The organism is Paenibacillus oleatilyticus, from assembly GCF_018998565.1.
Taxonomy (GTDB): Bacteria; Bacillota; Bacilli; order Paenibacillales; family NBRC-103111; genus Paenibacillus_G; species Paenibacillus_G oleatilyticus.
In genome coordinates this window covers 232,766-246,303 of record NZ_JAHNZO010000007.1, presented here as the reverse complement: position 1 = coordinate 246,303, position 13,538 = coordinate 232,766, and the positions used below count along the sequence as shown (strand labels likewise).

General features: G+C 58.5%; 16 protein-coding genes. 3 read left to right on the top strand and 13 right to left on the bottom strand.

Features of this window, described 5'->3' with window-relative positions; genetic code table 11:
* Positions 1-414 precede the first annotated feature (414 nt).
* Positions 415-930 (top strand): YfiT family bacillithiol transferase, encoded by a 516-nt coding sequence (locus KQX66_RS12095; protein WP_216792703.1) that lies wholly within the window; start codon positions 415-417, stop codon positions 928-930.
* Here the strand turns inward: KQX66_RS12095 and KQX66_RS12090 are convergent.
* The 13 genes from KQX66_RS12090 to KQX66_RS12030 form a co-directional block, all read right to left on the bottom strand.
* The gene (locus tag KQX66_RS12090) at positions 917-2,098 is read right to left on the bottom strand and encodes a M24 family metallopeptidase (protein WP_216792702.1); all 1,182 of its coding nucleotides are present in this window, start codon (positions 2,096-2,098) and stop codon (positions 917-919) included. The genes KQX66_RS12095 and KQX66_RS12090 overlap by 14 nt on opposite strands.
* A gap of 103 nt (positions 2,099-2,201) precedes the next feature.
* Positions 2,202-2,783 carry a hypothetical protein gene (locus tag KQX66_RS12085; protein ID WP_216792701.1) on the bottom strand — a complete coding sequence of 194 codons (582 nt, stop codon included), beginning with the start codon at positions 2,781-2,783 and terminating at the stop codon, positions 2,202-2,204.
* 40 nt (positions 2,784-2,823) lie between these two features.
* A complete protein-coding gene (locus KQX66_RS12080; RefSeq protein WP_308647233.1) occupies positions 2,824-3,291 on the bottom strand; it encodes a hypothetical protein in 468 nt (155 codons plus the stop codon).
* Between the two features lie 13 nt (positions 3,292-3,304).
* A complete protein-coding gene (locus KQX66_RS12075; RefSeq protein ID WP_216792700.1) occupies positions 3,305-3,466 on the bottom strand; it encodes a hypothetical protein in 162 nt (53 codons plus the stop codon).
* A gap of 3 nt (positions 3,467-3,469) precedes the next feature.
* Positions 3,470-3,646, bottom strand: a complete 177-nt coding sequence (locus tag KQX66_RS12070; RefSeq protein ID WP_010502154.1) for a hypothetical protein — start codon at positions 3,644-3,646, stop codon at positions 3,470-3,472.
* A 28-nt stretch (positions 3,647-3,674) separates the two neighbouring features.
* A complete protein-coding gene (locus KQX66_RS12065; RefSeq protein ID WP_164824350.1) occupies positions 3,675-3,851 on the bottom strand; it encodes a hypothetical protein in 177 nt (58 codons plus the stop codon).
* Between the two features lie 30 nt (positions 3,852-3,881).
* The gene (locus tag KQX66_RS12060) at positions 3,882-4,022 is read right to left on the bottom strand and encodes a hypothetical protein (protein ID WP_216792699.1); all 141 of its coding nucleotides are present in this window, start codon (positions 4,020-4,022) and stop codon (positions 3,882-3,884) included.
* Positions 4,023-4,044: 22 nt separating this feature from the next.
* Positions 4,045-4,971 (bottom strand): hypothetical protein, encoded by a 927-nt coding sequence (locus KQX66_RS12055; RefSeq protein WP_216792698.1) that lies wholly within the window; start codon positions 4,969-4,971, stop codon positions 4,045-4,047.
* Between the two features lie 77 nt (positions 4,972-5,048).
* Positions 5,049-6,035: a type II secretion system F family protein gene (locus KQX66_RS12050; protein ID WP_253957090.1), complete on the bottom strand. Its 987-nt coding sequence runs from the start codon at positions 6,033-6,035 to the stop codon at positions 5,049-5,051.
* Positions 6,032-7,444 (bottom strand): ATPase, T2SS/T4P/T4SS family, encoded by a 1,413-nt coding sequence (locus KQX66_RS12045; protein WP_216792696.1) that lies wholly within the window; start codon positions 7,442-7,444, stop codon positions 6,032-6,034. Before KQX66_RS12045 ends, KQX66_RS12050 begins: the two co-directional genes overlap by 4 nt.
* Positions 7,445-7,491: 47 nt before the next feature.
* A complete protein-coding gene (locus KQX66_RS12040; RefSeq protein WP_216792695.1) occupies positions 7,492-8,739 on the bottom strand; it encodes a CpaE/TadZ family protein in 1,248 nt (415 codons plus the stop codon).
* Positions 8,736-9,650 carry a CpaB family protein gene (locus KQX66_RS12035; RefSeq protein ID WP_216792694.1) on the bottom strand — a complete coding sequence of 305 codons (915 nt, stop codon included), beginning with the start codon at positions 9,648-9,650 and terminating at the stop codon, positions 8,736-8,738. Before KQX66_RS12035 ends, KQX66_RS12040 begins: the two co-directional genes overlap by 4 nt.
* Positions 9,651-9,684: 34 nt before the next feature.
* Positions 9,685-11,388 carry a serine/threonine protein kinase gene (locus KQX66_RS12030; protein ID WP_216792693.1) on the bottom strand — a complete coding sequence of 568 codons (1,704 nt, stop codon included), beginning with the start codon at positions 11,386-11,388 and terminating at the stop codon, positions 9,685-9,687.
* 281 nt (positions 11,389-11,669) lie between these two features.
* Here KQX66_RS12030 and KQX66_RS12025 point away from each other — a divergent pair, with 281 nt between their 5' ends.
* Together KQX66_RS12025 and KQX66_RS12020 are read left to right on the top strand one after the other, a co-directional pair.
* Entirely contained in the window at positions 11,670-12,638 is a 969-nt protein-coding gene (locus KQX66_RS12025; RefSeq protein ID WP_216792692.1) for a carbohydrate ABC transporter permease, read from the top strand.
* Positions 12,635-13,456 (top strand): carbohydrate ABC transporter permease, encoded by an 822-nt coding sequence (locus tag KQX66_RS12020; RefSeq protein ID WP_216792691.1) that lies wholly within the window; start codon positions 12,635-12,637, stop codon positions 13,454-13,456. Before KQX66_RS12025 ends, KQX66_RS12020 begins: the two co-directional genes overlap by 4 nt.
* Positions 13,457-13,538: the final 82 nt, after the last annotated feature.

The following is a 13,538-nucleotide window of genomic DNA, read 5'->3' as shown; positions in this document are numbered from 1 at the left end:
GACGTTCCCCCTCTTGGTCAACCGGCCCTTGCCTTGGATTCATGCTCTGTTTGCTGACTTAATTTAAATAGATGCATAGTGTAAGGAATTTGTGCATGACGCAATGAATCTCTCTTGCAACGGTCGCAGAGCGTTTATAATGAATTCTATTAATTTTATCATCTTTTCGAGGGTTAGGCAATGCGATAAGCCTCGTCCGTGCGAACGAAAAATATCCCGCTTGTCAGTGGCAGAAGGACTACGATGCTGTTCCGGTTAATCTATCTAAGAGATAGAGACTGGTAGGTCAGATTTGGAAGGAATTGGTCTTCAATTTTATCTTTTTTATGCTAAAGTAATTAAAACAAAATAGCTTCCCTACTATGAATGCGTTTGAAAAAAAAGGAACAAATAAGCGAAAGGTGTGGGGTATTCATGACAGACCATTTGAGGTTTCCGATCGGGAAGTACGAAGCTCCGGCAAAGCCGGACGCGGAGACGATTGCGGCTTGGATCGAGGATATTGCCCGGCTGCCGCTGCAGGTGAGAACGGCCGTTCAAGGAGCCAGTGAGACGCAGCTTGATATGCCGTACCGGCCGGGAGGTTGGTCCGTGAGGCAGGTCGTTCATCATATGGCGGACAGCCACATGAACAGCTTCATTCGCTTTAAGCTGGCATTGACGGAGGAAGTACCCGTGATCAAGCCATATCGGGAGGAACGCTGGGCGGAGCTGCCGGATACCCGGCAAGCCCCGGTCGCGTTATCGCTTGCGCTGCTGGACGCTCTGCACGAACGATGGGTATTGCTGCTTCGCAAACTCTCGGACAAGGAACTTGCGGGAGAGTTTCAACATCCGGATAGCGGCATCATCCGGCTGGATCAAAATATTGGGCTATACGCTTGGCACGGCCGGCACCATTTGGCGCATATACGTCTTATAACCGGATGAGCCCTTCCCGCGATACGGTGAGCTTCTCGAAGCCGTTATCCGCCACCGCGTAGCTGTTCTCGATCCCGACAACCCCTCGCCCGGGGAAGGTGAACTTCGGTTCGACCGCAATAACCATCCCCGGCTCCAGCGGATACCGGAAGCCTTTGGCCAGCACAGGCAGCTCATCGACCTCCAGACCGATACCGTGTCCTAGAAATTTGACCTGATCGTCGCCGAAGCCCATATAATGCTCGCCAAGCCCTGCTTCCTGGGCCATGCCAAGCGAATGGATGTAGAGCTGCTCGCATAACGTACCGGGTTTCAGCATCGATTCGATGCTGCGAATGATCCCTTCGGATACGTCGTACGCCTGCCGCAGGTCGTCCGGCAAATCGCCGATCACGGCTGTCCGGGTCTGGTCGATCACGTATCCGTCGATGCAGCATCCGATATCGATCAGGATCGGCTCGTTCCGCTGAATCGGCCGCCGGCTTACGCTCTGCGGTACGGCCGGACCGAGTCCTTGACCGCCCGCAGGGCCGTCAAAATAGGTCGGCTTGGCAACCGCTTCGCCTGCGCCGATCACCCCCGTAAGCACTTCCTGGTTATATCCGCGCAGACGCATCGTCCCGATGTGGCCATGCAGCCGGGTGTAGTGTTCGACGGCGCTTATCAGTTCCAATTCGGTCATGCCCGGCTTAAGCCTCGCAAGCGCATCTTCCAGCGCGCCGTCGATGATTCGCGCAGCTTCGCGAATACAAGCAATCTCTTGCGGCGATTTAATCATACGCGTCTCGCGGATCAGCATGGAACCGTCCTTCCACACAACATGCGGAAGCACGCTTTGCAGCCGCTGCCATTGCTGTACGGGCAGCACGTCGAATTCGGCGGCAAGCGTTACGGCGGAGCCGGGGGCAAGCTGCGGAAACGTCTGGGCCAGTTGGGCGCCGAAGGCACGGAACGAGCCGAGCGGCTCTACTGCGGCTGCGGATTCCTCCTGCGCGCGCGCGACGCTGCGGCGAACGTAAAAGCGCGGCTCGCCTTCCGCAGGAACGAGCAGATAACCGGTCTGCATAGAGCCGGTCAAATAATACAAGTCTACATTTTGCGTAATCATCATGCCGTCAAGCTGATGGGCCTGCAGCTTCTCCTGCAAGCGCCCGATGCGTTGTGCGTATTCGTGCATGTTCAGTTCCTCCTCTGGCAGATATCCTGTATCTCTACATTACCTGCCGCAACTGGAAAATGCAAAGAGAGCCTTGAACGAAAAAGGCCTCAGTCCGTGAGAGTTAACGGAATCGAACGCTGGCGACGCTGCTGAGCACAGCCGGCTCGCTGCTGGAAAGACCGAGCAAAGGCTGGTTCGTTTCGACGATGGCAACGACGGACGGCCCGTAAATCGTTACCTGAACGCTGCGCGTCGTTTGCTTGGCTGTGCCAGTATGAACGGTAACCGTTCGCTGAAGCACATAAGGATACGCTGGACTGGTAACAAACTCCAAATGGTGCACAGTGGGAGCTTCGCGAAGATGGCTTCCCTCTCCCGGGGTCAGATCGCTGTCCAGCTTCAGGTTCAGCCGAAGGTACCGGTAAAAATCATCCGTCCCCTTCGTTCTGTCCCACACAAGCCGGCCGAGCGCCGCCTCCTCCGGCACGATATCCAACGAGGCGGCATGCGTGGCACGGTCAAGCAGCGGTTTGGTTTTGTTCGTGCCGTACGTTTGCATCATCCAATTAAACGCAATAACCCAAATAAAAGCGGCTGTCATCATGCCCAGCAAGCCGAACAGCAGCAAGTGCGCGCTCCCCTTCTCGTCCTTCCACAAGCCGTACGCTTCCGCTCCCAACCGACACTGCCATGCCTGCCGCACACGTATCTCCCCCCTTTTAAAACAGCAACATTGCTTTGAGTTATTCGTAAGCTTCGCTCTTTCCATAAAGCACCAAATAATAAAACCCTTCTTGGGCCGATGCGTTCCCTCCGCCCCCGATGGCGTTCAGCATACGGCTCAAATTCGGCGCGGGATACTTGAGGACGAGCTTCACCGTCGGGTCAGCGGCATCGCGAAGCACTTTACTCCGGGTGCTCCCCGTATAAGACGGATAAGCCAAACCGTTCACCGTCACGTCCCCCATCCCGAGCGAGGCTAATCTGGCGTTCATATTGGACTCCACCGTCGGGCTTAAATAGCCGACCGCCTCCATTTCCTTGAGCGCATGATTGGCGATCGTATTCAGATGATCCGCCTTCATCGTATAGACGAAAAACGGGACGATCGCCAGCGAAAGAAACAGCAGAACTGGCATTAAGAAGAGCGTTACAAGGACGTTGGCCATTCCCTGCTCATCCTGCAGAAAAGCAGCGATTTTGCTTTTCACTACAACATCACCGTCAATTTGTGACATAATCGAAGCTGCGTACCTGATTCGTAACCGTCGTATGACCGTTGCGAACCTGCTGCTTCAGTCCGACGCCGCCGGCCGGTTGAAAAATATAAATCGAAATGCCAAAAATGAGTACGACCGCTAAACATAACGTAATTAGTTTGCTCATGATTCAAGGTTGCTTCAAGGTAGCTTCGCCGCTTGTTTGATTGACCGTTGCCTGGGTCACGCTCTCGTAAAGTTTCGTTCCCTTGCCCCCTACCGCAGGACCAACCTTCGATCCGGCCACAAACATGGCCGCTCCGCCGAGCAATACCGTCAATAAGCAGGCAATAACCAGTTTTCCCACAGGCTCTCATCCTTTTCTGTCGTTTAGATTATGGTGCGGTCGTGCTGACCGAGCCGCTGTGTACGTCCACCTGCGCCCCCGAGATGCTTGTGTTGAGCCTTCCTCCCTTATCCCCTACTGCCGGACCTACCTTCGTTCCTGCGACGAACATCGCCGCACCACCCAGCAGAACGGTCAACAGGCAGGCAATGACTAACTTCCCCATGGCTCTCTCCCCTTTGCGATCGTTATCGTCTCATTGAAACGCATGGTTGATTTGCGTGCTCGTCTTCGTTCCCGCCGTTCCGGTCGCCGGAACGATCTGAGCGCCAAGCACATACAGCGCAGCGCCGCCCAGCAGCACCGCCATCAGCATGGCAATTACGATTTTGGACATGTGCGTCACGCCTTCCCTGCATCTAACCTTCGAAGCTTGTCATCAACTGCTCGGATATGGTGACGATCCATGGGTACAAAAACAGCAGAACGATAACGGCGAACGGAATCATGATATAAAAGCTGATCCAAATCGGCGCATTCTCCAGTTTCCGTTGAATATCCGCCGTCAGTGTCGCTTCGATGCTGGCGGTCTGTTCCTTGAGCACTTTGGCCATTTCATTCGTATCGGCTTGGCAGACCGCATCCAATGCGTTAACGAGCGGGAACACCTCCGAGATGCCGACCGCTTCCTTAAAGCGCCAAATGGCGGCCCGTTGGTCCTTGCCCCACATGACCGTCAGCTCCTGCAAATGCGGCTTTAACAGCTTGAGCGGCCGTCCGGCACGTATCAGCATTTCCCGAATGTCCGCCTTCTCGCTGACACAGATCGACAGCCGCTGAGACAGCTTGGCGATTTCGAGCAGATATCCGGTTCGCTTCTGCGCCGCCGCCACATGGACGAACAGCAGCGGGGTCCACCAGCCCAAGGCCGTGCAAAGCAGCAGCTTAATCCCCAATCCAAACCACGGGCCAAGCCCCGGATTCGCAAGCAAATCGGGGCTTGCCGCCGCTTGAGCCATAAAGCCGACCAATAGCATCAGGAGAGCGAGCCCCGCGCGAAGCAGACGAAAGCGCTGATAGCCCCAATCCGCAGGCAGACCGGCCAGTCGGGCTTTCTCGGCAAACGCGCGCGCCTTGGGACTCAGCGCTTCCTCCTGCCGGTCCTTGGCAAGCATCCGCTGCTCCCGCCGTTTGAGTGCTTCCAGCATCATCGCCAGACGACTGGCCCTTCCAAAGCGGATGCGTCCGAGAAGCGGGAACCACAGCAGTGCACTGCCCGCTATGAACAACAGGGCAAACAGCGCTTGAAAAGCCAGCATCCAACCGTTTGAAACCATCCCTGTCATTTAGTTACTCTCCTTTCCGGGATGCAGAATATTGCATCACTGCAAAAGTTTTGCCAACCGTCTAATCCAGCGCTCGCTTAAAACGCTTTACGGCCCGACTTGATGACCATGATCATCGAAATGAACATGACGGCGCTGGAAACGATCAGCAGCGACTTGCCGGCCGGATCGACGAAATAGTGGCGGTAATTTGCTCCATCCGCATAAATGTTGAAGCCGACAACGAAGAAAGCGAAGCCGATCATAAAGGTCGTGCCGAGCCGGTAAACGGTAATCATGGCAAGCCGGTTTTCTTCGTGTCGCTTGGCCGCCTGCATCTTGCCGACCAAGTGATGCAGCGATTCGGTGACGTCGGTGCCGTAGTGCGACCCGATCAACAGCAAATCCGCGAGATCGTCAGCCCATTCGCTTTGAATTCGGCGCGCAAACTCGTACAGCGCTTCATCGACCGATTTCATATGAAGCGCGAGCTCTAGGCGTCTCCATTCGCTTTGGACCTCGTCCGGCATCGTCTTCGACGCTTTGACGATCACTTCGGCCAGCGTCAGCCGGGAACGGTAATGGCCGATCAAGTTCTGCACGAGCATGATCATGCGATTCGCAATCCGGTGACGCTTGCGCTGAACGCGAAACCGGACATAAAAATAAGGAAACGAGCCGAGCAAAAAAGCGATGGCGCCGCTGAGCGTCCATACGTGAAAGCTCTGCAGCCGGTCCGCACCGACGGCAAAACGCTGCTGCATCACCTGCACGGCCGCATCCGAGCCGAAAAATCCGACAAACGCCAACAGCAGCATGATCGCGCCGATCACCTCAACCCCGATCTTGAGCTCAGCGACTTCCATTTCCTCGGTCAGATGCCGGATAGGCCTAAGCCCGGTAAGCGAGCCTCCCAAGGTTCGGCGGCCGGGATTGCCCCCAAGCGACCTGAAGCGGCGGCGCCGGGCCGCTCCGGCCCCCGTCATCCTCAACAGCCAAAGCACCAGCAGCAGCGACCCGACGATCCAACAGCCGAAGAGCAGGCCCTTCAGACTGCCTTGAATGAGCTGTGCCGATACGCTCATGCTCCCCATACCCCCAATTCCCGAAACTCGTCGGGATGGGCCCCGTTTGCCACGAGATGGTCCATCAGCGAACGGCTGAAACGCTCGCCGGTAAACCTCCACGTCTGCCGCTGAAAATCCCATTCGACAAGCGGACGAATATGTACCGTTTGCCGTTCATCCACGGAAAGCTCCGTAATTTCCGTCGCTACCCGAACCGGCTTGCCCCCGATGCGCACAAGGCGCAAAAACACAATGAGGTTAAACGCCCGGGCTACGCGTCTGACGGTATCGGTTTGGTCATGCTGCCGCCCGTCCTGCTTGATCATATCCACGACGTCGCTGATGAACGAATCGCGGTACTTCGTGTGCATCGTGCCCATCATGTCGTGCCCGCGCAGCGCGCCCTGCACCATCTGGGACACCTCGGAGCCTTTCGCTTCGCCGACGATCACCCAATGCGGGCTCATCACAAGCAGCGGCTTGAACGACTCCTCCATGCTTAGCCCGATCTCATCCACTTCCCGGACGGCCAAAATGTTCCGGTTCCCCCGCAGTCGCTCACGGAGCGCGACCTCGAATTCTTTCTCCAGCGTCCGAATCCGTTCGTTCTCCGGAATTTCCTGCGCCAGCGCGAACAAAAATGTCGTCTTGCCGGTCGCCGTGCCTCCGCCGATCAAAAAGCTGGCATGGTAGCGGACCAGCAGGCGCAGGAGACGCGCCATCGGCTCGTTCAATGTATGTAAATCGGCCAGCAGCTCAAGAGTCACGTCTTTGACGATGAAATTGCGGATATGAATACTCGGGACATCGGAATAAGGCGGCCGGGTCATCACAAGCCGCGAACGGTTCCACAAATAGGACTGGATGAACGGCTGCCGTTCGTTGATCGGCTTTTTGCCGCACAGCGCCAAACGATCCTGCAGCAGCAAAACGTCGGCAAGCGAAGCGAACCGGCGGACGTGACGTATCATCTCTCCGCCGCGAAGGAGAAAGATGTCGCAGCCGATGACCTGAACCTCTTCCACATCGGGCAGCCGGTACAAATCCTCAATCAATCCCGCGCCGCACGTGTCGGCAAATACGCATTCCGTCGGGGTCAGCGGCGGCGTCAGCGTGTCCGGTTCGATATCGATACGGTACTCGGTCAGCAGCGTATCGATGACTGCCTTCATCCGCACTTGCGCCAGCGGCTCGCCAAGCCCGGCTTGCAAAATATCTTCATACAGCGCCTGATCCTTCTTGGAGCGCTCGGTTAAATGCTCGTACACCAGCTTCACCGCATCGGCCAAGGGCATCCGCTGCACTCCTTTTTTATGCCCGGCCGCGTTCAGGCTCGACCACGAGACCGGCGTACGCTCACGCGCCTGGTCCGCCTGCATCAAATCCTTCAAATATTGCCCGGCGTCGAATCGGATTCTCGGGCGCATCCGCCCGCCTCCTCGATGGGCTGTCGGTAATGACAAGTCCGTCCCTCCTATCCGAACAAGGCGCTCAATTTGGAGATCCATCCCACCTTACGCCGCCGGCCTGGGGCAAGCTCCGTTCCCTGTACGTCTCCTTCCGCCCGCTTCGTCAGCGAGGCTGCCAGCCTGTCGATCGTTTCCGTGAACGGCTCCGCCTTCGGCATCAAGTAAAGGGGCACTCCTTCGTGCACGGCTTTCATGCCGAGACCGCCGGGTACATTCGGAATCGATGCGCCCAAAGACATGTGCAGCGCGTCCGCGATCCGTTCGGGCTTATCGTCCGCCGACGCGCGGTTGAGAATCAGCGAGATGTCGGACGGAGTCAGGCCGCAATATTTCCAATAGCAGTCAAACCATTCGCGCCAACTCGTGCGGTAGGAAGCATAATTGTTCTGGGCGACGAGCCAGCGGATGTCGGCTCCGCGGACGGTACACACCGTCGCGGCGTTATCCGGATAGGCATTCAGATCGACCAGCGTCACGTCGAATACGGATCTGGCCGTTTGCAGCAAATGCGCCATCATTTCCGGCGTCATATCGAGCGCGGTATCACGGCGCGGCGAGCCGGTCAAAATATGCAGTCCGTTCATCTTCCGGTATGTCATGCACGAATCGAGCAGATCTTCCGGCTGCAGCGTGTGCGTCTGCAGCTTCGGCCGCAGCTTGAATTGGCTGCGGTCCGTCTCCGTCAAATTCAGCTGCGAGCGAATTTCCGGGTTGCGCAGATTCGCGTCGATCAGCCCGACGCGCAGACGGTTCGCCGAAGCCAGCGCAAGCGCCGTATTGACGGCGACCGTCGTCGCCCCGTCCTTGCTGCTCGCAGACCAGACGGCAACCACGATGCCGTTTCGTTTATCGCCGGCCGACATGCGGACACTGCGTCCTTCGACGGAAGCGGCGAGCGCCTCGAACGTCTCCTGCTCCGTTCCGCCCAGCGGCAGAACGGCGAAGCCTAGCGTCTCCGCCAGCCTTGTCAACGCCTCCAGCATGAACGAATCGTATACGGCCTCGTCCGGGGCTACGACGACGCGGGCCTGAGGCTGCTTGCGCCGGATCTCCGGCATCCACTCCCAAGGATACGAATCGTAGAACAAGCCGGTATGGACGGCAACGACGTCGAACGTTTCTTCCAGCCGCGCGAACAACCGGTCGCGGTGCTGTACCGTCACGATGCCGTCCGAGTCCGAGCCGGAACGGCTTAATTGCGACCCCAGCAGGTCAGCGGCGCCGGCCTGCGGGTGTCCAAATAATAGCTTCACGATGCCGGTTTCACCTCCGTTGCTTTGAGCCCAGGCGAAGCGCTGCCGTTCCCCTGCCCAGCGGCGGGCTCCTTTTCCTTGCCGCTGACCTGGGTTCGATTCAGCTCGCCTTTCACTTGAGCCTGGGGCTTGGTTTTGCTGAACAAATCCGCTTCCTTAAGCTCCTGAAACAATCCCGTAACCGTTCCCGAGGCGGCAGCGGGCGCAGACAGGTCGGGCAGCGCCAGCTTAATCTTGCCGCCGATGCTGCCGAGCACATAAGCCTCGTACACCTCGTCGTTCATCATGTAAGTGTTCAGCTCGGGCTTCCCGTTCGGCTTGGAACGGGCATTCTGCAATTGGATCTGGTTCGGCTGAACGACCGTTTCAATCGTCGCTCCGTCCGTCACCTCCTGCCCTTCGGCCGTCTTGACGGCTGTGACCGGGAGCTGCTCAATAATTTTGACCGCGCCAACGCTCCATAGCGCGCCGGAACCGGTCGTGACGAATTTGGGCGTCTCGAATTCGACCCACACGTCGACGCGGTCGCCCCGCCGCACCATATTGTTGACATTGACGGCCGCATCCGTCTTAAAGCTGAAATAACGCTCTCCCGCACGGGGTACCGTGCTGCGGTCGGTCAATTTCCACGAAACCAGCTCCTCGCTGTCCGCAATCGGCACAAGCACCGTCTTGCCGATCAGCGCGTCAAGGTCCGTCACGGCTTCGGAGCTGTGAGCCGCCAGCGGAATGACCGCTTTGCGGAGCATGGAAGCTTCGACGACCTCCCCGCTTTGCAGCATCCTTACCGGTTTGACCGTCGTCATGGTGCGGACTTGAATTTCGGTATGCTTCATGAACTGCCAATATCCGTATATCGATCCCGCCATCAGCACGCAGCCCAGCGTGATGACGATCCATGCTTTCTGCAAACCGTTACCTCCTCCTGTTCTCTGGATAAACGGGTTATTTGTTGGATTGGAACAACCGCAGCAGCTTGGTCGCGGGACCGAGACGATTCCGCTCCCGCTGCGCGGGGATCACTTCGTCCGGCAGCCACCGCCGGAGCCACGGCAGCATCGCTTCGCGAAGCGCGTCCCGGACCGGCGGCATGTCGTGCGGCAGCCGTCCTTGCCAGCCGGCCTCGGCCAGCGCCGCCAGCTCCACAGCGGGCAGCATGCAAGCGGGACGCTGCGGGAGCAAACGCAGCCACGCTTCCGTGTGCGGCATCTTCAGCGCCTTCACCGCGAAGCAGTGCAGCCGCCGTCCCGGCGCCAGCCAAGCTTCGAGCTGCCGCAGGCGGCGGCGCGTCGCGGGAAGCTCCAGCTTATGCGCGAAAGGGTCGACGACGTAGATGACGTCCGTTGCGGTTTCGAGCAGTTCCCGCACCGCGGGATGCTCCCACTGCGCGCCGACGTCGACGATGCACACCGGGCGTCGGACCGCGTGAAACAGCTTCAGCCAGCCGCCAGCGTCAAGCTGCGGTTCTCCCGCGCCAGGGGCGGGCTCTTCGGCGGGCAGCCACAGCGTGTGGCCGTCCGCCCAGGGCCGCTCGTCCGGGCGGCCGCCTTGCCCCGCCGCGTTGTAGCAGCGATACGCCGGCGGCGCGTTCTTGTCCGCGAACAGCATCGCGGACAGCTCCGCCTGCGGAGCAGGCGGCTCGATCACGGCGTGCGGGACGCCGAGATCGTGAAGCTGCCGCGCGAGCGCGAGCGCGGCGAAGGTGGCCCCGGCGCCCGGATACAGGGCGCCGACCGCGACCACGAGCGGCGGTGTCCACGCCGCTCCCGGCTGTGGCGGCGCGCTGGCCTGCGCCGCCGACCGCTGCGGCTGCTGCGCAGCCAGCCAGCCTGCCAGCGCAGCGCCGGCTTCGCGAGCGTCCGCGAAGCGGCCGTCGGGGCTTGCGCGCAGCAGCCGCAGCACGATCGGCGCGAGCCCGGGCGGGACCGCCGCTTCCGCCTCGCGGTACGGGCTTTGTGGATTGTAATACGCGCCGCCGCTCAGCAAAAAATAAAGCAGCGCGCCGAGGCCGTACAGATCGGTATGCGGATCGCTCTGCCGCCCGTCGAACTGCTCCGGCGCGGCAAAGCCGACCGTGCCGAGCAGCACCGTGTCGGCGGCTTGCTCCGCTTTAAAGCTGCGGGCAGTCCCGAAATCGATCAAGCGCACCCGTCCGTCCGCGTCCAGCATCAGGTTGGACGGCTTCAAATCGCGGTGGATGATCGGCTCCGGACGGAGCGAATGCAAATAATCGAGCAGCCCGCAGAGCTGCAGCGCAATTTCCGCCGCCTGTCCCTCGCCCATGCGGCGGCCCAGCCGTTCGAAACGCTGCAGCAGCGTTTCCCCTTCGATATAATCCATGACCAGGTACAGAAAACCGTGGGCGTTGGCGGGAACGTAATCGACGATATCCGGCAGATTCGGATGACTCAAACGGCTCATCGTTTCCGCTTCCTTGAGCAGCACGTGCCGCCGCAGCGCCGCCTCCTGGCCGCTCTCCCCCGCGGACGGGTCGTCCCCGACATACGTCTCCTTAACGGCCCACCGCTTCCCCTTCAGCTTCAAATCTTCCGCCAGAAACACCCGGCTCATCCCGCCGCTCCCCAGAGGAGCCATGATCCGGTAGCGCCCCGACAGCGTCTGGCCCGGCTGTAAGCCGTAATGCAGCATCGCTTCGTCTCCCCGCCTTTCGATTCGCAGACAACGACAAAAAACCGCCTTACGCATGCAAACAATGCATGACATAAGGCGGTTCTTCCGCACGATGTAATGAGATTGCTTATAAATTATCATAGTTTTACCAAAATTTCAACAACCGATTTGCCGCCGTTATTTAGAATTTGTAAATTCCGAACGGTTCTCCACAATATCTTAACGTGCAATTAACCTTTGGATAACAACCCCGCTTTATAATTAGCTCGTTCAGACCAGTCCCTGAAAGGAGCGTCCGCATGACCTTGCTCGACCGTAACGCAGCGGTTCGTCCGGCCCCGAATTCAGCCAAGAGGCAAACTGGGGCAGCCGCCGGCCGGCGAAGCCTGCGCATGATCCGGTGGAAGGAAGCCTCGCTTGCCTATGCTTTCCTGCTGCCTTCCCTTTTGCTGTTCGGTATTTTTCTGTTCTATCCTCTTTTGAAGTCGGTTTACCTCAGCCTGCATTTGACCGACCCCCGGGGGCGCATCGCCGCTTTTGCCGGCCTCGACAACTTCACCGAGCTGCTGGCCTCCGATAAATTTTATGAAAGCTTGAAAGTCACCCTGTCCTTCACGGTTCTCACCGTCCCTGTCGGCATTGCCCTTGCGCTGCTGCTCGCTGCGCTGTCCCAAGGCAAGCTTCGGGGGATGAAAGCATTCCAATTCGTGTTCTCGCTGCCTGTCGCCATCTCTGTCGGGACTGGCTCGGTTATCTGGATGATGCTGTATCACCCGACGCTGGGCACGCTCAATTATTTCCTGACGCTGCTCGGTGTGGAACCGGTCCGTTGGCTGACCGATCCGGCTTGGGCGCTCGTCTCCGTCTCCATCACGACGATTTGGATGAATCTCGGCTTCAACTATATCGTCCTGCTTAGCGGCTTGCAGAGCGTGCCCGAGGAAATTTACGACAGCGCCAAAATCGACGGCTCCGGACCGCTGCGCACCTTTTTCCAGCTGACGGTGCCGCTCGTATCCCCCACACTCTTTTTCGTCGGGATCGTCTCGGTCATTCAGGCGTTTCAATCGTTCGGGCAAATTCACATTCTCACCAAGGGCGGCCCGATGAACAGCACCGACGTCATCGTGTTCAATATTTATCAGGATGCGTTCGTGAACTTCCGTTTCGGCATCGGCAGCGCGCAGGCGCTCATCCTGTTCGCCATCGTGCTGATACTGACCGTCCTCCAGTACCGTTTTCTGGAAAGGAAGGTACATTATCAATGAGTTCGCGCTTGCAAAACACGTTCGTGTACACCGTGCTCATCGTCGCTGCGGTGCTGACCCTGTATCCGATCCTGTATACCGTCTCGGCCTCCTTCATGACGAACGCGGAGTCGGCTTCGTATCCTCCGAAGCTGCTGCCGGGCAGCTTACACTGGGAGAACTACATTCAAGTACTCAAACAAATTCCGGTCGGCCAATTCATCGCCAATAGCTTCCTTGTCTCGGGCACGATCATGCTGGGGCAGCTCGTGACGGCAAGTCTGGCCGCTTATGCGTTCGCCTATATGAGATTTCCGGGCAAAAGCTTCCTGTTTGCGCTGTTCCTGTCCACCATGATGATTCCGTGGGAAGTGACGATCATTCCCAATTATTTGACCGTCAAAAGCTGGGGCTGGCTCGACAGCTACCAGGGATTGATCGTGCCTTTTCTGGCAACCGCCTTCGGTACGTTCCTGCTGCGCCAATTTTTCCTGCAGCTCCCGCGCGAATTGTTCGAGGCCGCCAAAATCGACGGCTGCGGCCATCTGCGCAGCTTTGCCCGGCTCGTGCTGCCGCTGGCCAAGCCCGCGCTCGCCACGCTCGGCGTCTATTCGTTTCTGAGCAACTGGAACATGTACTTGTGGCCGCTGCTCGTCACGAACGGGCAATCGATGCGCACGGTCCAGATCGGCATCAGCATGCTGCAATTCGAAGAGCTGACCTATTGGAACGTCGTGCTGGCAGGCGTCGTGACGGTGCTGCTGCCATCGCTTGTTTTGCTGCTGCTCGGTCTGAAGCAGCTCGTCCGCGGGATGACCGCCGGAGCGATCAAAGGGTAAGACATAGCGCGAGAAGCGGCAGAGGCCCTCTTTTGAGGCACTCCGCATAACGGAGCCAACGGGTCTCCAAACGCCTCCTCGC